Source organism: Streptomyces sp. NPDC052109 (assembly GCF_040680195.1).
In the GTDB taxonomy this organism is placed as follows: Bacteria; Actinomycetota; Actinomycetes; order Streptomycetales; family Streptomycetaceae; genus Streptomyces.
In genome coordinates this window covers 99,316-119,600 of record NZ_JBFAWF010000004.1, presented here as the reverse complement: position 1 = coordinate 119,600, position 20,285 = coordinate 99,316, and the positions used below count along the sequence as shown (strand labels likewise).

The following is a 20,285-nucleotide window of genomic DNA, read 5'->3' as shown; positions in this document are numbered from 1 at the left end:
CGACAAGGGTTTTGGAAAGGGGCTGGAGAAAGTCCGGGAGAGTGGCCGTCAGTCGTCGGGGAGGCCGAGGAGGTCCCGTACGAAGGCGTTGGCGAACGTGCCGGAAGGATCCGAGGAGCGGATCAGGGACCGGAAGTCGGAGATCCGTGCGTACCGCCTGCGAAGTACGGCCGGGGCGATACCGAAGACCTTGCCCCAGTGCGGGCGCGGGTCGAACGGGTCCAGCACCTCCTCCAGCCGGCGCACCACCGGCAGCACGGCCGCCTCGTCGCGCACCCAGGTGAAGTGCAGCGCGACCGAGTCCCGCCCGTAGGCTGGGCTCAGCCACTGCGTGTCCGCGGCGACCGTACGCACCTCGCAGGTCTGCAGTACACCGGCGACCACGGGCCGGATGCCGTCGATCGCACACAGCGCGGCCACCGCCGCCGACCGCGGCAGCAGGTACTCCGACTGGATCTCCTCCCCGCTGCTCGGCGTGAACTCCGCCCGGAAGTGCGGCAGCCGCTCGTGCCACGGCCCGGGCACGCCCAGCTGCTCGGTGCAGTTCTGCGCGGGCATGCCCGGCACCGGGTGCAGCGGACCCGCCGCGGGCGCGGCCCACGGGAAGTCCACCGCCGGCCGGTCCGTGCGCCGCTTGACCCACACCTGCCGGAACCCCGGCTCCCGCCAGTCCGTGAACAGGCTCACGCTGTACCCCGCGGCCGCCACGGCGTCGAAGTCCAGGCCTTCGAGCGGGAGTTCGGTGTAGACCCGCTGTTCCACCTCGTACGCCGGCTCCAGGTCGAGCGTGAGCGCGGTGACGACGCCGAGCGCGCCGAGGGAGGTCACGGCACCGTCGAACCGCTGGTCGTCCCGGCCCATCGTCCCGGTCCGGCCGTCCGCGAGGACCACCTCCACCTCCCGCACCGCCGATGCCAGCGGGCCGTTGTCCACGCCCGAGCCGTGCGTGCCCGTCGCCACCGAGCCGGCCACCGAGATGTGCGGCAGGGACGCCATGTTGGGCAGGGCGAGCCCGTGCGCGTGGACCGTCCGGGCCAGTTCGGCGTAGCGGACCCCGCCGGACACCCGGACCGTGCGCGCCGCCGTGTCGACGTCGATCTCCTGCGGCAGCCCGGCGGTGGACAGCAGGATGCCGTCCGGGCCCGGGTCGGCGATGCGGTTGAAGGAGTGCCCGCTGCCCAGCACCCGCACCCGCGCGCTGTCCGCCACCAGCGCGGCGAGTGCGTCGAGCGTGCGCGGACGGTGGAACTCGCGCGCGGTGTACGTGACGGTGCGCGCCCAGTTGGTGACCGTCCCCGCGGTCCCTGCCGTCCCTTTCACAGTTGCGTCCCTCCTGGAGAGTGCGTGTACGCCGACCCTCTCATCCGCGAGGTCCCGGAAGAGAGATCGACTTCGGATTTCGTCGTCTCGACCGACTTGAATGACGTGTTTGAAAACATGCTGGCCGACTGAATGCGATATCGGTACCTTCCGTGCCATGACTCAGGAACCGCTCCCGGCTCGCCTCCCCGTCACCGACCGCACCCGGCACCGCCGCCTGCGCGAGCAGGGAAGACTGGAGCGGGCCGGGCTGGAGGCGATCCTGGACGCCGCCTTCGTCTGCCACCTGGGTGTGCTCGTCGAAGGGCGGCCGGTGGTCGTGCCCACGGTCTACGGACGGGACGAGCGATGGCTCTACCTGCACGGTTCCGTGGCCAGCCGTAGCCTCGCCGGCGACACCCACGTGTGCGTCACCGTCACCCACGTGGACGGACTCGTGCTCGCCCGGTCCGTCTTCGAGCACGGCGTGAACTACCGCAGCGCCATGATCCACGGCACCGCCCGCAGGGTCACCGACCCCGAAGAGAAGCTGGAGGGTCTGCGCCTGCTCACCGAGCACTCTGCGCCGGGCCAGTGGTCGTACGCCCGCCGCCCCAGCCGCAAGGAGCTGGCCGCCACCACCCTGCTCGCCCTCTCCCTCCGGGAGGCCTCGGTCAAGATCCGCACCGGCGCCCCGGACGACGGTGACGGACCCGACGCGGCCCTCGGCCTGTGGGCCGGTGTCCTGCCGCTGACCACGGCCTGGGGCACCCCGCAGCCCGACCCGGCCCTGCCGGCCCAGACCGCCGTACCGGACCACATCGCACGCCGAGCGGGGACCCGGCACGGCTGAGCCGCAGGCGGGGGCATACGGTGTGAGACGTACGCCTGAGCCGGGAGGAGACAGACGGATGGGCAGTCGTACCGCGCTGGTCGAGGATCTGATGGAGCGGTTCCCGCATGTGCCACGGGAAGCCGTCTTCAAGGAGGACCTGCTCCGCGGCGGCGTCGCCTTCGACCCGTCCGCCCTCAGCGACAACGAGAGCGGCGAGGTCAAGCCGAAGTCGTACTTCATCTTCTCCTTCGACCACGGCACCCTGCCCGAGCTCGGCGAGGCGGCGCTGAGGCGTCCGCCCGAGGAGATCATCCTCACCGGCGGCCCGTACGACCTGCGCCGCACCGTCGTCTCCGTACGGGTGAACCCGGCCTCGCCGTACCGGGTGGCCGCCGACGAGGAGGGGCTGCTCGGGCTCTACCTCGACGGGAAGCGGATCGCCGACGTCGGCGTCCCCCCGATGCCGGAGTACTACCGGCACACCCTCTCCAACGGGAAGTCCGTGATGGAGGTGGCCCCCACCATCCAATGGGGTTACCTGATCTATCTCACCGTTTTCCGTGTCTGCCAGTACTTCGGCGCCAAGGAGGAGTGCCAGTACTGCGACATCAACCACAACTGGCGCCAGCACAAGGCGGCCGGGCGGCCGTACACCGGCGTGAAGGACGTCGAGGAGGTGCTGGAGGCCCTCGAGATCATCGACCGGTACGACACCCAGAAGGCCTCCACCGCGTACACGCTCACCGGCGGAGCGATCACGAAAACGGTCGCCGGACGGGACGAGGCCGACTTCTACGGCCACTACGCCAAGGCCATCGAGGAGCGCTTCCCGGGCCGCTGGATCGGCAAGGTCGTCGCCCAGGCGCTGCCCAAGGCCGACGTGCAGCGGTTCAAGGACTACGGCGTGCAGATCTACCACCCCAACTTCGAGGTGTGGGACCGTCGGCTGTTCGAGCTGTACTGCCCGGGCAAGGAGCGGTACGTCGGCCGCGACGAGTGGCACAGGCGGATCCTGGACTCGGCCGAGGTGTTCGGCGCGCGCAACGTGATCCCCAACTTCGTGGCGGGCGTCGAGATGGCCGAGCCGTTCGGGTTCACCACCGTCGACGAGGCCATCGCCTCCACCACCGAGGGGCTGCGCTTCTTCATGTCGCACGGCATCACGCCCCGCTTCACCACCTGGTGCCCCGAGCCCACCACCCCGCTCGGCAAGGCCAACCCGCAGGGCGCGCCGCTGGAGTACCACATCCGGCTGCTGCAGGCCTATCGCCAGACGATGGAGGACTTCGGACTGTCCTCCCCGCCCGGTTACGGGCCGCCCGGACCCGGCCGCGCCGTCTTCTCCGTCAGTTCCTTCATGGACAGCCTGCCCGCGGACGAATCCGCGGAGGCGGAGGCGCCGGCCGAGGTGTGATCCCGCGCACCGGGCCGGCCCGGCGCTGAACGCAACGGCGTCCGCATCCGTACAGGAGGCCGCAGTTGTGGGCTCATCGCGTCGCGCACCCGTACCGCCACCATGGGTGACCGGTTGTGAACAGGCCGCTTGTCAGTTGTGTCGAGAACGTGAAAGGCTCTGTGCCCTGCCGCGAGGTTCCCCGCAACTCCCTTCCCTCTATGGTGAGTTGACCTCGCTCGTGGATGCAGGAGTCCCATGCCCGACCTGCCGACCCCCAAGGACGCCACCGAGTCCGCGCTGTTCTCGGAGGGCTGGGACGCGGTGCTCAGTTACGCGGACCTGTGCACCTCCGGATCCCTGACGGCGCATCAACTGGCGACCGAGGCCTTCACACTCGGCATGCGCGAGGTCCGCGCCGCCGCGAGCACCCATGTGCGCGGGGCGGGCCGGCGCACGGCACGGCTGCCCACGATCCCGGCGCTGCTCACCGCCGTACGCGACACCGCGGCCGCCTGGGAGGCCGCGGGGCAGGGGCACAAGCTCGACCCCGACCTCAGGCTGTGGCTGAACTCCGGCAAGGCCGCCCGCCATGCGGGACCGCCGCTGGAACGCCCGGTCGCGCTGCGCGGGCTCAGGGACATGCAGGAGGCCGACGCCGCCCTGCTGTGGCTGGCCGAGGTCGAGGCGCTGCCGCTGCCCGCCGTCGCCCGCCGGCGCGGCCTGGACCCGGCCACCGTGGCCGACGAACTCGACCAGGTCCGCACCCTGTTCCGGGACCGCTGTCACCGCGCCCATCTCGACACCCCGATGGACGCGCAGTGCCGCTCCTACGCCCGCCTGCTCGACGCGGTCACCCGCTCGCCGACCGCCGACACCCCCGACGACCTCTCCCGGCACCTCGCGACCTGCGTGCGGTGCGCCGAGGCCGCCGCCTGCCTGCGCCTGCACGGCGGCGGGCTGCCCGCCGCGCTGGCCGGCGGGGTGATCGGCTGGGGCGGCCTCGCCTACCTGGAGCGCCGCCGCCGCTCCGCCGAGGTCCGCCTCGGCGCGGGCCGTCCCGGGGCCGCCGACCCCGCCACCGGCGACCCCGGGGAGGGCACCGGCCGCAGCCGGGCCCTGCGCGGCGGCCTGCTCGCCACCGCCGCGCTGATCTCGGCGCTGGCCCTCGGCGTGTCGCTGATGCCGTTCGGCGGCGGCTCCGGCGGCGACACCGCCGCAGCCCACGACGACCGGCAGCCGGTCGCCGACCCCAGCGTCTCCCGCACCCCCACCCCCGCCCCCACCCGGCCGCCCTCGCCGAGCTCACCCGCCGCCACGCCGTCCGCGACGCGTACGACCGCCGGCTCCGCCCGCGGGAACACCGACCCCGAACCGCAGGGCAGCACCTCCTCGTCCGCGCACCCGTCCGGGGCCGGCCGCACCACCCCCGCAGCCACCCCCACCGCCGACGCCGGCTGCCGGGTGGCCTACGACGTCGTCGACCAGTGGAGCGACGGCTTCCAGGCCACCGTCACCGTCACCACCGACCGGCCCCTGAACGACTGGAGCGTGTCCTGGGCCTTCCGTGACGGCCAGCGGGTCGGCCAGATGTGGGACGCCACCGTCCACCAGTACGGCTCGCGCGTCACCGCCACCGCCGCCGACTACGACAGGACCGTCGCCGCGCACGGCACGCTGTCCTTCGGGTTCATCGGCACCTGGCACGACAGGAATCGCGCACCGTACGGTTTCACCCTCAACGGGGCGTCCTGCACGGCCGGCTGAGCGCGCCGCGTCGATCCACGGCGCCGGTTCAGGCCCGGGCCCCCGAAGTGGCGGAAGCCGTTGACCCACTTCGACGCGCACGCGCGAGAGACTCCCGTCTCCGCGGCCGCGGGGGCGATCGGGCGGTTCCGGCAGCGGTCGATCGGACGGCGCCACCCTTCAAGGGACAGTGCGGCGGGCCACGCAGGTGGCCTGCGGCGTCGGCGAGCAACTTGGCGTATCAGCGGAAGAGCACCTGGATGCTCTGCCCCGCCCGGCGCGCGCTCTCGGCTGGACCGACGCCGACGGCCGGCCAGAAGGAGATGCCCGCATGGCGCAGCTCGTACGGCGCTGCGCCAGTTCGAGGGGCAGCTCTTCCAGAGTCAGCGCCGTCTCATGTCCTCGGCGCCACGTTATGCCGTACGCCGAGGCGTCGATGTAGCTTTCGGCCGCGTCACGAAACACGCGCCCGTCCGACGCCACCGACGCCGCCCTTCAGGTTCAGACGGCCCCAGCCAGTGGCAGGGAGTCAGCCGGGCCTCCGGTCTCCCACAGAGTGAAATCGGCCTTGCTCCGTTCACCGTCGCAGAGTGGGCAGGACCAGAGGCCGCGGATGCCCGTTTCACGCGCCCCGTCCGGCAATGGGCCGGGGCGGTTCACAGCCAGGCGTCAGACGCCGAAGACCTGGAACTCCGAGGCCTGCCCGGCCGGCCAGCCGGTGTTTGCGGTGAAGGTGAGTCGTACGTAGCGGGTGGCGACGGTGGAGGGAAGCGTGAGGGTCGCGGTGTTGCCGGTCGCCGGGTCGAAGGTGTAGCCGGCCGAGGCGAGAAGCTGGGCGAAGGTGCCGCCGTCCGTGCTGCCCTGGACGGAGATGGTCTGGGTGCGGGTGGCCCAGGCGGTCGCCGGGGGAAGCTTGAGGACGATCCTCTTGACGCCGGTGGTGGCGCCCAGATCGACCTGGAGCCACTGCGGAAAGGCGTTGTTGGCGGACTCCCAGTAGGTGTTGGCGTCGCCGTCGGTCGCGTTGCCCGAGGCGTATGTCTGGGTGTGGCTGCTCTCCGAGGTGGGGCGGTGGAGGGCGAGGTTCGTGGTGCTGGAGGGGGGGTCAGTGGTGACGGTGACCTGGTTGGAGGGCTGCGAGACGTTTCCCGCCGCGTCGAGGGCGACGACGTCGAAGGTGTACGCGGTGGACGCGCTGAGTCCGGCGACAGTGAACGAGGTGGCGCTGGTGGTGCCCACCTGTGTGCTGGTCGAGCCGGACACCTGCAGGACCCGGTAGCCGGTGACGCCGACGGAGTCGGTCGAAGCGCTCCAGGCCAGCGAGACGGAGTTGCTGGTGTGCCCGGTGGCGTTCAGGGCACTCGGCGCGGTGGGCGGAGTGGTGTCGCCGCCGGTGGAGACGATCGGCTGGGTCGGGCGAGTGGCGGTCAGCGCGATCTGGCCTTTGAGCATGCGGCCGCCGTCTCCGGTCAGGCGAAGGTAGTAGTCGGAGGAGCAGGCGGTGCCGTCTTCGTCGAGGGCGAGGAAGCCGGAGTTGGTGGGCACCCATGCCTGTGTCTCGGCGGTCTTGGCGATCTGGTTGCCCTCGTTGTACTCGTCGAACATCGAGATGTAGATGCCCTGCACCCCGGCCCGGACCATGTTGTAGAACTGCCGCCACATGAAGTCGCCGTGTGCTCGCTGCCGGGCGGAAACGTCGCCAGGCAGGACGCAGGGCTGATAGTCAATGCCGTTGGCGTTGCAGTCGGCCTGGTCGCCGACGGTGTAGGTGTTGTAGGCGTTGTCGGCGTCCGACACATTGCCGATGGCGCCGACCATCCACGGTGAGATCATGTTGAAGGCGTGGTAGACGCCGAGATAGCCGGCCCGTGAGCCCCCGGTGCCCGTCCGCCATTCGCGCGGGACGCCACCGATGACGTAACAACCCTGGCTCTTGAACCAGTTGATGACGTCAAGGCAGGCGTCGGCGGTGAAGGGGTGATTGCTGTCGTTGAAGCCGAAGCCCCAGATGCAGACGACCGGCTTGCCGTTCTGCTTCGCGTACGCCGAGGAAGCGGTGTGCGCGGACATCTTGTTCGTCCAGTCCGTCTTGATCTCGGACTGCATGTTCCACCAGCCGGTCACGTCGTACATGATGTAGAACTTCCGCCCGTACGACTCGGCGGCGCTGCGCACCTTGGTCGCCATGGCGTCGCGGGTGGGGCCCTCGCCGCCGGTGGGGTTGAAGCGCTGCAGTGCCGCGGTGTCGATGCTGTTCTGCTGCATCCACAAGAAGTGGGTGTTCACCGTCTGCTGGTCGTACGAGGAGAACAGCGTGGCGGGCTGGCCGTTGCCGAGGTTGGCGTACGAGGTCTGGTAGGTCTTGGTGTAGTCGCGCACGTCGGGCCAGCATTTGATGCCGGTGTTCGACGGGGACGGCGGCTGGCTCCAGTTCTGGGTCCAGTGCCACCAGCCGTTGATGGGCGCGCCGTCGCCGATGCAGGCGAACCAGCCCTGGTAGCCGACGCTGATCTTGCCGACCACGTCGCCCGCCTGGCTGGCCGCTGACGCGGGTTCGGCGAGTACGGTCTCGGCGGCTACCACGGTCCCCACCGCGGTGGCCGCGATCGCGGCCTGCAAGAAGACCCTGCGCGTGACACCCATCTGGACTCCTCTGGTCGGCTGTCGACTTCCCATCGACTGCAAGCGGGTGGACTTCGGTGGCCGGCGCCGCCCATGACCCTGTGGGGGCCGGGCCCGTGGGATCGAGATGGTGCCGCCGAGCGGCTTGCGCTCGGCGGCACCATCAGGTCGTATCAGGTGTTCCAGACCTGGAATTCCGAGATCTGACCGGCCGGCCAGCCGGTGTTCGCCGTGATGTTCACCCGGACGTATCGCTGGGTGGTCGCGGCGAACGTGATGGTGACCGTGTTGTTGGTGGTGGGGTCGAAGGTGTACGTGGCCGACGACTTGATGGTGGTGAAGGAGGAGCCGTCGGTGCTGCCCGACAGGGACAGCGTCTGGTTACGGGCGCCCCAGGTCGCGGGGAGCTGGAGGACGACGCGGCTGACACTCTGCGCGGAACCGAGGTCCACCTGGACCCACTGGGGAAAGGCGTTGTTGGCACTCTCCCAGTAGGTGCCCTGGTTGCCGTCCGTCACGTTCGACGACGGGTACACGTCGGTGTGGCTGGACTCGGTGGTGGCCGCGCCGGCTGCCAGATTCTTGCTCACCGTGCCGGCGCCGGTGCCGGTCAGCGCGACCGTGGTCGTGCCGTTCGACGCGTTGCTGGCGATGCTGAGGTCGCCGGTGCGGGTGCCGGACGCGGTGGGCTTGAACGTGACGTTCACCGTGCAGGAGGCGTTCGCCGCGATCGACGTCCCGCAGTTGTTGGTCTGCGAGAAGTCGCCCGTGACGGTGATGCCGGAGACCGTCGCGGCCGCCGTACCGGTGTTGGTCACCGTGACCGTCTGCGCACTGCTGGCGGTGTTGAGTGCCTGGGTGGGATACGACAGCGACGTCGGGCTGGCCGACAAGGTCGCGTTCGAGGAGCCGCCGTCACTGGGGAACACCTCGAGGTCCGACAACTGGGCTGCGTTCCACCCCGTGTTGGCGGTGATGTTCACCCGCACGTATCTCGCCGTGGCGGCGTTGAACGTGATGGTCACCGTGTTGTTGTTGGCGTTCGGGTCGAAGGTGTACCCGGCCGATGCCTTGATCGTCGAGAAGCTGGAGCCGTCCGTGGATCCCTGCACCGACAGCGTCTGCGTGCGGGCCGACCACGCCGTCGCCGGCGGGAGCTTGAGCACGACCTTGCCGACGCTGTAGTTCTGGCCGAGGTCGACCTGCGCCCACTGCGGGAACGAACCGTCCGCGCTCTCCCAGTACGTCGAGGCGTCCGAGTCGGTGACGTTCGAGGCGACGTACGGACTGGTGCTCGAACTCGCCGACGCCGGGCGCCCCGCGGCGACGTTGGTGGTGCTGTCGATGCCGCTGCCGGTCAGGGAGACCACGGTCGGGCTGTTGTTGGCGTTGCTGGTGACGGTCAGCTTGCCGGTGCGCGATCCGCCCGTGGTGGGCTTGAACCCGACGCTCACCGTGCAGGACGCACCGACCGCGAGGGTGGAGCAGTTGTTGGTCTGACTGAAGTCACCGGTCACCGAGACGTCCGAGACGGTCGCCGATGTGGTGCCCGAGTTCGTCACCTTCACCGTCTGCGCGGTGGCCGACGAGCCGACCACCGTACTGTCGAAGGACAGGCTGGCCGGGTCGGTGTTCAGAACCGGGCCCGGCGCGGTGCCGGTACCGGAGAGGCTGACATTGTTGGTGATCCCGCCCGCGTTCACGGTCAGAGTGCCGCTACGGCTGCCGGTCGCCGTCGGTGCGAACTTCACACTGACGGTGCAGGAACCGTTCGCCGCGATCGACGAACCGCACGTGTTGGTCTGGGAGTAGTCGCCGCTGGTGGAGATCGACGAGACGGACGCGGCGGTGTTGGTCGGGTTGGAGACCGTCACGGTCTGTGCGTCGCTGGTCGAACCGGTCGGGACCGAACCGAAGTTCAGCGCGCCGGGGGTGGCCGTCACGCCCTCGGCCGGGTAGGGCGGGTAGACCGGAGCCGGCCACCCTCCGCAGTACGGCGTGCCGCTGATGCCGGAGTTGCCGCCGCCGTCGGTCACCGTGAAGCTCCCGGCCGAGCAGCTGTACACCGCAGAGGAGTAGCCGACACCGGTCGCCGTGACGTTGGTGAACTTGGCCGCGCCGCCGGTCTGCTCCTGGAGGGCGAAGGTTCCGGTGCCGGCGATGGTCACGTTGTTGAGGTTGACCCCGCTGATGGTGCCCTCGACCCACTGGACGGCCTCGTACGGACTCTGCTGGATCAGCGCGTTGGTCACGTTGATCGGGCCGGTGATCGCGCCCTGGCTGCCGTCGAACCACAGCGCGCCCACGCCGAACTGCCAGTTCGGGTCGAGGCTGCCGTCCCGGATCATGGTGTTGTCGGAGATGGTGGTGGTGCCGACCGGCGTCGACGAGAAGCGCTGCCCCACGTGGATGCCGCCGCCCTGGGTGAGGCCGGTGTCGACCACCCGGTTGCCGCTGACGGTGTTGTCGTGGCCGCCGTAGATCGCGATGCCGTTGGCGAGGATCTGCAGTGACACGGTGTTGTTGGAGATCGTGTCGTTGGCGTCGGCGCCGATACCGGAGTCCGCCCAGGTCGCGATGCCGTCGTCGCCGGTGTTGCGGATGTCGCTGTTGGTCACCTTCGAGTTGGTGACGCCGCCGTGGAAGTTGATGCCGTCCGCGGTGGTGTCACGGATGCGCATGCCGCTGAACGTCAGGCCGTCCATCGGCCCGTCCATCCAGGCGCCGACCTTCATGTGGTCGATCCACAGGTTGGAGACGGTCGAGTTGCTCATCGCGCCGCCGATGCCGTTGACCTGGGCACTGTCGTTGCGCTCCTGCACGTTGCCGAAGATGGCGAAGTTCTGCAGGTGCACACCGGTGCTCGGCGAGGGTGCGGAGTTGCCGTAGAAGCCGGGGGCCGTGCCGGTGACGGTCGAGTACCACATGCCGGCCCCGGCGATCGTGACGTTGTTGACGCTGATGTGGCCGGGGATGTTGTAGGTGCCCGGCGGGATCCACACGGTGCCGCCGGGACCGGCCGCGCTGATCGCGGCGTTGAACGCGCTGGTCGCGTCGTTCACACCGGTTGCGTCCGCGCCCTTGCTGGTCACCGACACCGACCCCGAGGGTGCGGTCAGCGCTGCGCCGACCTGCTCGAAGTCGGCGAAGTCGATCGTGTACGAGGAGGCGGTGTCCCCCGAATCGACCTGCAGCTTGAAGGTCGTGCCCGCCGGATAGGTGGTGGAGAACAGGCGGTGGGCCTCGTCGAAGAAGTGGTGCGGGTTGCTGCCCGGCGTGTTGGTGAAGGGGTAGCTGCCGTAGTACCAGCTGTAGGCGTTGGTCAGGGTGAAGTCGGGCTGCTTGACGCCGTTGATGTACAGAGACAGTGCGGCGGTGTAGACCGAGCCGCTCGAGGTGTCGGGGATGCTGTACCGGAAGTTGATCGAGTTGGTCGCCACCGGCGTGGTGAACGTGACGTACTGGCCGGTGCCCTGCAGCGTCGTCGCCTTGCGGTACGACGCCTCGTCAGCCAACTGGCCCTGGGTGTAACTCGGGCCGATGGGCGTGCCGTTGGTGGCGGAGTTCTCAGCCTGCACCTCCACGTAGGGCAGGCTCGCGCCGCTGCCGCCAGTGGCGGCAGCGGCCGCCCAAGCCGGTTGGCCAGCCAGAGCGAGGACGCCGAAGGCAGCCAGCATCGCGGCGCTGACTGCCCAGACGAGGGCTCGCCTCAGATTTCGGATGGAATGGAACACTTATCACTCTTTTCATCGCGAAATGCCGGATCTATGCCGCTGGCACCGCCAGAGAGGGAGGCACAGGGAACGAGTGAGACCCCAAGCAATCGACGCAGTCCAGCGCACAGCAAGACACCTCGCCGACCTATGGACCGTGGTCGGCAAAGCGGCTCAGAGGGAGACGGGGGAGATGGGGGGAGCGGAGGGAGGTGCGGGTGGTTACGACGCAAGGGGACCGTAATATCGTTGACTCACACGCGCAATAACTAGATAGAACTTTGCAGAATCAAAATGCTGCCTGCAAGATCTTGTTCGGACACCACTTGCCACCAACCGTGAGCCCGTGTGTCCGGACAGCGGGTACCTGCGTTCGACGTCCGGCGACACTGCTTCAGCACCGAGGCAATGGAACAGGCGCGCTCCATGGGCCGCTCGAGACGAGCCCTGCGGGACAACCCGGTTTCGTTCGGCTCGTTCCAGCAGATCGGCGCCGCCTGGCGGCTGCCCTTGCTGAAAACCTCATCCGCCCGGGTGGGAGCCGGTGTGCGGGAGGTGCAGGGTCTCGCGTGCGGACGCGATCGGTACTCTCGCACGGCTGGCGACCACCCCGGCATGATGGGCGTCGTACTGCTCCAACTTGCTCACCTGGCCGTGACGAACGCGTCCGCCGTGCTGGGCCTGCTGTCCATCAGCGACCGGGACGAGGACACGGAGATCTCACCCTGCGTCACCAGTTGAGTCTCCCACCCGGCCACCTACGGCTGGCCTCACCGCCCGCCTCACCGCCGTCTGGGCCACCCGACAGGCCCGGCAGATGCTCTGGCAGATCGGCGACCGCGCCGCCGACTTCACCCAACTGAGATCCGCGACTGGGACGCGAAGTTCACCGCCGCCTTCGATGCCGTCTTCGCCGGCGAGGGCATCACGGTCGCCAAGATTCCTCCGCGCCGCACCAAATGCTGCCCGCACCCGACTCGGTGACACCGCCGGACACCGAATCCGGGACGCCGGCGCGGACGTCGATGAAGGAGATCGACTGCCCGGCAGTGTTCGTCCACTGCACCGACCGGCCCGTGCCGCCCAGGTGGACATAGGCATGGCCCGAAGCCGCCAAGGCGGCGCCTGAGTACCGGGCCGTCGGCGCCGAGGTCAGCGACCGGACGGCGGCACCCCCGCCGGGCGTTCCCGCCTCGGCCTCGTAGAGCGACAACGGCGTCGTCGCACCCACCGCCGCGCTCGCTGCCGCCTGCGCCTGCGGGGAGCGGGGACAGTCGGGCCGGCCCGGGCGCCTTGGACGGCGGCGCCTCCTGAGCGGCGGATACCGCACAAGGGTCTGAGGATCGTCATCATGCAACGCGAATGAATCATGCAAGTCCTTGCAACTCCTAGCCTGAAATCTGCAAATTCCGGGTGGCAGGGGTCTGCGGCCCTTACGGGCGCCGAAAAACCCATCCAAGGTCTGCGGCCTGCAGAAGGTCGCGAACGGCCAGTGATCGTGGGGTCGGGCGTGTCAGGCTGGTGGATCGTGCTGTTGCGGCTGCCCCACCTCGCCGTGTCGAGCGTGTCCGCCTTCATACGGCCGCTGCCGACGTTGCCGGTGCCCGGCGCGGCGCCGGGGCATCGGGCCGGCCGCTGAAGCGATGTCAGCGGCGGAACCGGTTTCGGCCCCACCGTCGTCGGCGGGTGGAACAGAAAGCAACAGGCTTCCGGCGTCAAGCGGCGTGCGGCGCTGCGTACCGCCGCAGCCCGACGGGGAGGTATCCGATGGACCTGCATCTCACCGGACGACACGCCATCGTCACCGGTGGCAGCCGCGGCACCGGACTGGCGTGCGCCCAGGCGCTCCCGCCGAGGGCGCGGGCGTGACCTTGGTCGCCCGCGACAAGGACGTCCTGGCCAAGGCCGCGGATTGCCTCGCGGCCGCGACCGGGCGCCCGGTGATCGGTGTCGCCGCCGACAATCGTCCGCCTGGTCACCGCCGAGGAGCTGGCGTGTGTGGTGGCCATCCTGGCGAGCCCCTCAGCGTCGCCCTCAACGGCGACGCTGTGAATGCAAGCGGCGGCGCCGTGGGCACCATCCGCTGCTGACCGCGCTGACCGTGACCGGCGGCGCCCGTGCCGGTCGGCACCCTGGACGCTACGGCTGCAGACCGTACGTCTGGATCCGATTCAACATGTCAGGGGTTCGGCTACCGCCCGGCCCGGCGCAACGCCCGGACGATTGCGGGCGGCAGGTCTGCATGACGTGGATGCGCGCATACGGCGCCCGCCTCGCCTCGCCCGCCGCCGCACCAGCATGCTCTTCGCCACGCTCCGCGTCGGCAGCTTCTACGAGCCCCGAACCCACGCCTCACTTGACGAAGGACATGGGCGCCCCCACCGCACGCCGCCCCTTCCCCCCTTGCCCGCGCGACACCGCGCCGCGGCAGCGGGTCCACCGCGTCCCTTCGAGGCGGACGTGCCGCGGGATGCCGAAGTCGGGTCCGTGCCTTGCGGCAGGAGCATCAGGACGGCAGGGCCGGCAGCAGGACGGCACGAAGCTCCACCAGGGTGCGCGGCTCGGCGAGGAACTCCTGCGCTGCCTCAAGCCACCGGGCGTAGTGAGCGGTCTCGGGGTGCGCGGCCACCGCCCCGTTCAGCCGTAGACCACAAGGAGGTGGCAGGTGTCCGGGTCGGTGGTCTCCTGGGCGTGCGCGATAACCTCAGCCGCGCACCGAGCCGACCTCGCGCCATTCGCCGTCGATGCGATCATGCCGCACGGAAAGGAAATTTCCATGCGGACGTTCGTCTTCTATCTTAATGGCCCAGTCGCCGACTACAATATGGACATGCCTGTCGTCCGCCTCGACCACCGGCTCGACCGAATCATCCGTCAGGCGAATCCATTCCTCCGCCCAGGGCACCTCCCTCGCATTCCACAATTTCGTGCCGCGCTCGATAATTCCCCCATTCTGCCAATGCACATGATTTGAGTCCGGTTGAGGATTCTTGCGTACGTCGATGAGGTGTTCCCAGGTCATCATGGGAGACGACCAGTGCGCGAGCCCGGCAAAGGAACCCTCCTTTGCGAAATAGCCGGCAACGCCATCACTGGGAGCCGGTCTCACTGGGTCCAGTGGTAGCCGGATATCGGCAAACCAGTCGGCGCTCTGCAACCACAGAACATCGCAGTAATCAACCTGCCGCAAGCCGTCGATGATCAGTCCGGTACGACGCCAGGCGCCAATCAGCTTCCGCGGTACGGTCATGAAGTATCATATTCCTTTTGTCCGTGCTCCACCCTCGATCGACGCACCGCACGTCGCGACCCGAGAATTCCTCGACAACAGCGCGGAACCGTCGAGGGAAGCGCTCCACCCCCCCAACAACGCTTTACATTGCGCGGTTTTGGCCTGTTTGACGCCGATCGTATGCCCATAGGGCTATGGCAAGTGCTACGCGGTCGGCGAAAACGAGAGGGTCATGTCCGGTTATTAGATGAATCCGGGCGAGCCGGTGCCGCACCGTATTGACATGGAGGTATTGCTCCTTGGCCGTGTCCTGCAAAGATCCGCCCAGCCGCAGGAAGGTCCGAAGAGTTTCGACGTGTCTGGTGCCGTGTCGGTCGTCCGAGGTGATGAGTGGGGTCAGGATTTGGTCGATGAACGGGCTCAGGCGCCGCTCCGGCTGTTGCTCCAGCAGCCCTTCCAGACTCGTCAGCGCGTCGGGTCCCACCGCTCCGCCGCGTCTTCGTGCGAGCTTGAGAGCGGCGCGCGCCTCTGCGATCGCGCGCGGGAGTTCTACAAGTTCGACGGGGCTGCTATAACCACATGGCAGAGTCAACATTTGTGCGGCACCATATGCCGGATCTGCTGTTCGAGTGACCGCCAGGGCAATGCCGGGCGCCTCGCCGATCAGGCTGTCCACGAGATGAGCGGACAGCAAGGCTGCGGCTCCGTCCGGCCAGGCTGAGAGAACGAGCCGACGCTCGTCGATTCCTGTCTCGTAGAGGATCGGCCGCAATGCGATCGGGTTGGCAAGGCGATCCTCGACCAAGAGAAGCAGCTGTCCCACTCGCTCTCGCTTGAGGGCCTCTTCCACGTCCCGTTCATGCCGGGCGAGTTCGATGACCCGTCCTAGCTGTCCCAGGAGGGTCAGGCTGGGGGCGACGCCGGCTCCCGACCAGGTCAGCGTGGATCGCTTTTCCACGGCGGCTGTGACGAGTACGCCCTCTGCCGCCCTGTCAGCCCCTTCGGTCGCGATGACGCGCTCGTCCACGATCAGCTCGACCCGCCCCCGCAAGGACTCGGCAACTATGGCCACCATGCCGGACACCGGCACCTGCCCACGTACCGCCGCGAGCAATTTCGACATCAAGAGTTCAGCTCGCCGGCTCTCTTGGATTTCCGCGGCGACGCGGCGCTCGGAAAGATATTCAGCGACTCTGATGAACGGAACTCCCTTCGGCGCATGAAGCAGCGGGAGACCGTGCTGTTGGCAGGCGTCAAGAAGCGCTGAGGGGATGTCCTCGTGAAGATCACCCGTGCCGAAACACAGGGCAGCTGCATTCGCTCCGGACACGGCTGCGACGAAGCTGCAACAGGCCTCGGGGTGAGTCAGGGAGGCTCCCACCGTGCATACGAGTTCGCCGCCCCTCAGGTAGGGCGAGGGGTCGAGCAGCTCGGTGGTGTGTGCCCAGCGCACCGCTCGCTCCATCTTGCCGTGATCGCCCAGGATCCACTGCAGTTGGAGGTCCGCGACGCCGAGGAGGTCCCTCAGGGTGGCCTGACATGTACCTTCCGAGGATTTGGTTCCGGAGGTGCTCTCGGAGAAGCTCACTGGTCAAGCGTATCCGGTGAGACGCCTTCCGAATTTCGACCGTGATCGTTTGGTTCGGCTTGGGTGGCCATGAATTCCGGTCCGCGGCGGGAGGGATGGGGCGTTCGGTCTGCCGGTGCGCCGAGCCGCCCTCCGCGGTCGCGGAGCCGGTGGGGGAGCGCGGTGGCGGCGTCCGTGGTGCCGCGACGGGCGAGGGCATGACGGCGTCGGTCCTGCCGCCGGACTACCGGCGGATCATGTCCGTACCGGAGTCGGATGCGGGCCGGGAGGGCATGCGGTGCCGGCAGCTGGCCGTGGCCCTGGGCCGGAGGCGGCCCCGGCGAAAGCCGAGTGCTGCGGCGAAGGTGAAACGCCTTGTGGAGCGAGGCTGGGCGCTCCAGCAGGAGCAGTGCGGCATCGCGGTCCTGCCCGTTCGCCGCAGTCACAGCGCCAGGCCGGCCGAGGCAGTCCACCACCAGGTGCCTTGTGCGGCCGCCCGCCCTCTTCCCGCCGTCCCAGCCGGTCGTGGAGCGCGGGATGTTCGCAGCCGCCCACACTGTGGCCCACCTGCCGTTATCCCCCGACTACCGAGAGACCACCCGGACAGGAACCATGTTCGGCTGATCAAGCCTGCCGAGCGATAAGCGGAAGGCCGTCCGTCTGGCCATTCCCTCCCAAGTCAAGAGGCTGCCTCTTGTGGAAACCTCTAACCTGGGAGGCCTGGATTGTAGGTCCGTAGCGTAAGGTTGTCAGGGCATTGCAGCCGGCCCGAGAGCGTGAAAAATCTCTAGCCATCGCCCTCCCCGGCCATCAGGAGATCCAATTGTCGCCTGACACGACTGTTGCGCCCACCGAGCAGAGCCTCAAACGAGAGTTCAACCTGTGGTCCTCGTTCGCGTTCGCGTTCGGGTTCATCTCTCCGATCGTGGCTCTGTATGGAATCTTTGGCCTGGCGATCACGGCCGCAGGTCCCAGCTTCTGGTGGGGATTTTTTCTTGTCTTCGCCGGCCAACTCCTTGTCGCCTTCGTGTTCGCCACGTTGGTTTCTCGGTGGCCGATCGAAGGATCGATCTACCAGTGGTCTCGCCGACTTCTCGGCAGTGGCTACGGCTGGTTTGCCGGTTGGGCCTACACATGGACCCTTGTGATTGCAATGGCCACGGTGGCGCTGGGAGCGGCCGGGTTCATCGCCAACATCGCCGGTATCGATGCCCCGACCGGAACACAACGGGCGGCTATCGCCTTCGTCATCCTGCTCTGCGGAACCGTCCTGAATCTGGTGGGCCGCCAGGCGTTGAAGATCTTCATGACGGGCAGCATCATCGCGGAGGTCGTAGGCTCGATCGGACTGGGAACATGGCTTCTGCTGTTCCACCGGCACAACTCGCTGGGTGTTCTGTTCCACGGCGCGGGCGCCGGAGCCGGGGGCGGATACCTGTCGCTGTCGGGTCCGTTTCTAGTGGCCGTCGCGTTCATCGGATGGTCCTTCGTCGGCTTTGAAAGCGCGGGCGCTATAGCAGAAGAGGTACAAGAACCTCGCAAGAACCTGCCCAAGGCCGTTATCCTCTCGTTGACGTTCATAGCTGTCGTGGTCATCTACTCCAGCCTTGCCATCATTTTGGCCATCCCTGACCTTTCGGCCGTCGCCGGCGGCAAGGTCGCGGACCCGGTCTCCTCCACCTTGACATCCGCGCTGGGCAGTGGAATCGCCAAACCGGTCGAGGTGTTGTTCGTTATCGGCTTCCTCGCCAGTTTCCTTGCGCTGCAGACCTCGGCTTCCCGGTTGATCTGGGCGTTCGCCCGGGACCGCGCATTGCCTGGATCTGCCGTGCTGTCGCGGCTGAGTTCCAGCGAGCGCCTCCCCCGGGCCGCGATTCTGGTGACGACCATCATCGGTTCCGCCTTGTTCTTGCTCAGCAATCTCGCCACCAACGTGTACACGATTATGGTCAACTTCTCATCCGGCGGGTTCTTCCTCGCCTTCTTGTTCCCCTTGGTTGGCCTTTTGGTCGTGCAGTTGCGACGACAGTGGAGATCAGGGCCGTTCGCCCTCAGGTATTCCTTGCCATTGACCGCTGTCGCAACCGTCTGGGTGGTCCTCGAATTCCTGAACATAGCCTGGCCACGTCGGGTTTACCCGCAGCGCTACCTCGACTGGTCGGAATGGATCATGATCGCCGTTCTTGGCGTGATCGGCGCTGTCATCTACGCATCCGTGCGACGGCGCATCCCAGATGCGGCGTCCATCGACCGGGAGGAGGAAGCTGACGAGGCCGCGGGCGTCGCAGCAACCACAGCATGAACGGTAGGCAGGAAGCACGCACCGCGATCGTGACAGGCGCTGCCAGCGGCATCGGCGCGGCAACGGCAGCCGAGTTGAAACGACGGGGCTGGGCTGTGGCCGGACTCGATCTCCATACCGCGGCGAACTGCGACTACTCGCTTGAGGTCAACGTCGCCGACGCCCAGGCGATGACTGCCGCAGTGGTCGCGGCCGAAGACCGTCTGGGGCCGGTGGGATGCGCCGTTTCAGTCGCTGGATATTACGAGATGTTGGCGGTGTCCGACATAGCGCCAGAGCGTTGGACGCGCATGCTGCGGGTGCATGTCGGCGGTTTGCTGAACCTCAGCCGGGCGGTGTTGCCCGGCATGTTGGCCCGAGGCAGCGGCTCGGTCGTCGCGGTAGCGAGCGAACTGGCCGTCGGCGGCGGCAGCGAGGACGCCCACTACGCGTCCGCCAAGGGCGCCATCCTCGGCTTGACCCGAAGCCTGGCCGCCGAGGTGGCCGGTCAAGGGGTGCGGGTCAACGCCGTCGCACCCGGTCCGACCGATACACCGATGAATCCCCCCGATTCACCGTGGCGCGCACCGGAGTACGTGAACACCCTCCCGCTGCGCCGCCTGGCCACCCCCGAGGAAGTGGCTCTGTGTATCGCATTCCTGGCCGACGAGGGCACGTTCTGTGTCGGCGAGGTCCTCAATCCCAATGCCGGAGCGGTGATCTGAATGACGTTGAACGAGGACAGGCCTCTGGCCGGCAAGATCGCTCTGGTTACCGGGGCCGCCCAGGGCTTGGGGGCCGCTCATGCACGGCGGCTCGCCGACGCCGGAGCGCTCGTGGCCGTCAACGACCTGAGCCCGTCACCCGAACTCACCCTGTTGGCAGAGGAAATCGGAGGAGTCCCGGCCCCGGGGGATGTCAGCGACCGGAATCAGGTGCAGCAACTGGTGGCCAGGATCGAGGAACAACTCGGTGCGGTGGACGTACTCGTCGCCAACCACGCCTACATGTCCATGGGCGCATTCCTCGAGAGTGACCTCGACGACTGGTGGAAGGTGATTGACACCAATCTGGGAGGTGCCTTCCATCTCATCCAGTCCGTCCTCCCCGGGATGCGCCGGAGCGGAGGGGGACGCATCGTCGTCGTGGCCAGCGAATGGGGTGTCACGGGCTGGCCGGGAGCGACGGCATACGCGGCCTCGAAAGCCGGTCTCATCTCCCTTGTCAAAACTCTCGGCCGCGAGCTCGCCCCCGAAGCGATCATCGTCAACGCCGTCGCCCCCGGCGTCACCGACACGCAGCAACTGAGGGTCGACGCCGCCGACGCAGGACTGAGCCTGGAACAGATGCGCGCCAGCTACGCCGCCGGTATTCCGCTGGGACGGATAGCTCGGCCCGAGGAGATCGCCGACGTAGTTGCGATGCTGTCCGACTTCCGCATCTCGGCCATGGTCGGACAAGTAGTTCAGGCCAACGGCGGCTCCACCCGGACCCGGGCCTGAGCGCCGCATGAGCCGTTCTGCAGGGAACCAGAAGCGAAGGACAAGGCAACTTGACTGAGCAACACGTGCAGTACGCCAATGGGGTGGTCGGCCAG

At 68.1% G+C, this 20,285-nt stretch carries 14 protein-coding genes and 2 pseudogenes; 7 read left to right on the top strand and 9 right to left on the bottom strand.

Features of this window, described 5'->3' with window-relative positions; all coding sequences use genetic code 11:
* Positions 1 to 48: 48 nt before the first annotated feature.
* Complete coding sequence (locus tag AB0L59_RS11470) at positions 49 to 1,320, bottom strand: FAD-binding protein (RefSeq protein ID WP_365581775.1); 1,272 nt, start codon at positions 1,318 to 1,320, stop codon at positions 49 to 51.
* Between the two features lie 157 nt (positions 1,321 to 1,477).
* Here AB0L59_RS11470 and AB0L59_RS11465 point away from each other — a divergent pair, with 157 nt between their 5' ends.
* The 3 genes from AB0L59_RS11465 (at position 1,478) to AB0L59_RS11455 (ending at position 5,294) form a co-directional block, all read left to right on the top strand.
* Complete coding sequence (locus tag AB0L59_RS11465; RefSeq protein WP_365581774.1) at positions 1,478 to 2,152, top strand: pyridoxamine 5'-phosphate oxidase family protein; 675 nt, start codon at positions 1,478 to 1,480, stop codon at positions 2,150 to 2,152.
* A gap of 58 nt (positions 2,153 to 2,210) precedes the next feature.
* Positions 2,211 to 3,548: a radical SAM protein gene (locus tag AB0L59_RS11460; RefSeq protein ID WP_365581772.1), complete on the top strand. Its 1,338-nt coding sequence runs from the start codon at positions 2,211 to 2,213 to the stop codon at positions 3,546 to 3,548.
* A gap of 237 nt (positions 3,549 to 3,785) precedes the next feature.
* The gene (locus tag AB0L59_RS11455) at positions 3,786 to 5,294 is read left to right on the top strand and encodes a cellulose-binding domain-containing protein (protein ID WP_365581771.1); all 1,509 of its coding nucleotides are present in this window, start codon (positions 3,786 to 3,788) and stop codon (positions 5,292 to 5,294) included.
* A gap of 11 nt (positions 5,295 to 5,305) precedes the next feature.
* On the opposite strand, the pseudogene AB0L59_RS11450 reads toward AB0L59_RS11455, so the two are convergent.
* From AB0L59_RS11450 to AB0L59_RS11440, 3 genes and pseudogenes are all read right to left on the bottom strand, one after another.
* Positions 5,306 to 5,464, bottom strand: a pseudogene (locus AB0L59_RS11450) (leucine zipper domain-containing protein); the annotation flags it as partial.
* Positions 5,465 to 5,942: 478 nt separating this feature from the next.
* Positions 5,943 to 7,916 carry a discoidin domain-containing protein gene (locus AB0L59_RS11445; RefSeq protein WP_365581770.1) on the bottom strand — a complete coding sequence of 658 codons (1,974 nt, stop codon included), beginning with the start codon at positions 7,914 to 7,916 and terminating at the stop codon, positions 5,943 to 5,945.
* A 152-nt stretch (positions 7,917 to 8,068) separates the two neighbouring features.
* A complete protein-coding gene (locus AB0L59_RS11440; RefSeq protein WP_365581769.1) occupies positions 8,069 to 11,479 on the bottom strand; it encodes a choice-of-anchor D domain-containing protein in 3,411 nt (1,136 codons plus the stop codon).
* Between the two features lie 537 nt (positions 11,480 to 12,016).
* Here AB0L59_RS11440 and AB0L59_RS11435 point away from each other — a divergent pair.
* Positions 12,017 to 12,349, top strand: coding sequence for a hypothetical protein (locus AB0L59_RS11435; protein ID WP_365581767.1), 333 nt, complete (start codon positions 12,017 to 12,019; stop codon positions 12,347 to 12,349).
* 184 nt (positions 12,350 to 12,533) lie between these two features.
* On the opposite strand, the gene AB0L59_RS11430 is transcribed toward AB0L59_RS11435, so the two are convergent.
* From AB0L59_RS11430 to AB0L59_RS11410, 5 genes and pseudogenes are all read right to left on the bottom strand, one after another.
* A complete protein-coding gene (locus AB0L59_RS11430; protein WP_365581766.1) occupies positions 12,534 to 12,839 on the bottom strand; it encodes a hypothetical protein in 306 nt (101 codons plus the stop codon).
* A gap of 1,275 nt (positions 12,840 to 14,114) precedes the next feature.
* Positions 14,115 to 14,237 (bottom strand): hypothetical protein, encoded by a 123-nt coding sequence (locus AB0L59_RS11425; RefSeq protein ID WP_365581765.1) that lies wholly within the window; start codon positions 14,235 to 14,237, stop codon positions 14,115 to 14,117.
* Between the two features lie 75 nt (positions 14,238 to 14,312).
* Positions 14,313 to 14,858, bottom strand: a complete 546-nt coding sequence (locus AB0L59_RS11420; RefSeq protein ID WP_365581764.1) for a hypothetical protein — start codon at positions 14,856 to 14,858, stop codon at positions 14,313 to 14,315.
* 124 nt (positions 14,859 to 14,982) lie between these two features.
* Positions 14,983 to 16,428, bottom strand: coding sequence for a PucR family transcriptional regulator (locus tag AB0L59_RS11415; RefSeq protein ID WP_365581763.1), 1,446 nt, complete (start codon positions 16,426 to 16,428; stop codon positions 14,983 to 14,985).
* A gap of 389 nt (positions 16,429 to 16,817) precedes the next feature.
* Positions 16,818 to 16,931: pseudogene (locus AB0L59_RS11410) on the bottom strand (IS5/IS1182 family transposase); the annotation flags it as partial.
* 299 nt (positions 16,932 to 17,230) lie between these two features.
* On the opposite strand from AB0L59_RS11410, the gene AB0L59_RS11405 reads away from it, so the two are divergent.
* From AB0L59_RS11405 to AB0L59_RS11395, 3 genes are read left to right on the top strand one after another with little or no spacing between them, the layout of a single operon-like run.
* Complete coding sequence (locus tag AB0L59_RS11405; RefSeq protein ID WP_365581762.1) at positions 17,231 to 18,709, top strand: amino acid permease; 1,479 nt, start codon at positions 17,231 to 17,233, stop codon at positions 18,707 to 18,709.
* On the top strand, positions 18,706 to 19,413 hold the full coding sequence (locus tag AB0L59_RS11400) for an SDR family oxidoreductase (RefSeq protein ID WP_365581760.1): 708 nt from the start codon (positions 18,706 to 18,708) through the stop codon (positions 19,411 to 19,413). The genes AB0L59_RS11405 and AB0L59_RS11400 overlap by 4 nt, the downstream gene beginning before the upstream one ends.
* The gene (locus AB0L59_RS11395; protein ID WP_365581758.1) at positions 19,414 to 20,190 is read left to right on the top strand and encodes an SDR family NAD(P)-dependent oxidoreductase; all 777 of its coding nucleotides are present in this window, start codon (positions 19,414 to 19,416) and stop codon (positions 20,188 to 20,190) included.
* Positions 20,191 to 20,285 lie beyond the last annotated feature (95 nt).

Excerpts from the sequence above, each read along its gene's own strand:
- AB0L59_RS11445 (WP_365581770.1), bottom strand. The coding sequence starts at position 7,916 with ATGGGTGTCACGCGCAGGGTCTTCTTGCAGGCCGCGATCGCGGCCACC.
- AB0L59_RS11455 (WP_365581771.1), top strand. The coding sequence starts at position 3,786 with ATGCCCGACCTGCCGACCCCCAAGGACGCCACCGAGTCCGCGCTGTTC.
- AB0L59_RS11420 (WP_365581764.1), bottom strand. The coding sequence starts at position 14,858 with ATGACCGTACCGCGGAAGCTGATTGGCGCCTGGCGTCGTACCGGACTG.
- AB0L59_RS11465 (WP_365581774.1), top strand. The coding sequence starts at position 1,478 with ATGACTCAGGAACCGCTCCCGGCTCGCCTCCCCGTCACCGACCGCACC.
- AB0L59_RS11400 (WP_365581760.1), top strand. The coding sequence starts at position 18,706 with ATGAACGGTAGGCAGGAAGCACGCACCGCGATCGTGACAGGCGCTGCC.
- AB0L59_RS11435 (WP_365581767.1), top strand. The coding sequence starts at position 12,017 with ATGGAACAGGCGCGCTCCATGGGCCGCTCGAGACGAGCCCTGCGGGAC.
- AB0L59_RS11460 (WP_365581772.1), top strand. The coding sequence starts at position 2,211 with ATGGGCAGTCGTACCGCGCTGGTCGAGGATCTGATGGAGCGGTTCCCG.
- AB0L59_RS11395 (WP_365581758.1), top strand. The coding sequence starts at position 19,414 with ATGACGTTGAACGAGGACAGGCCTCTGGCCGGCAAGATCGCTCTGGTT.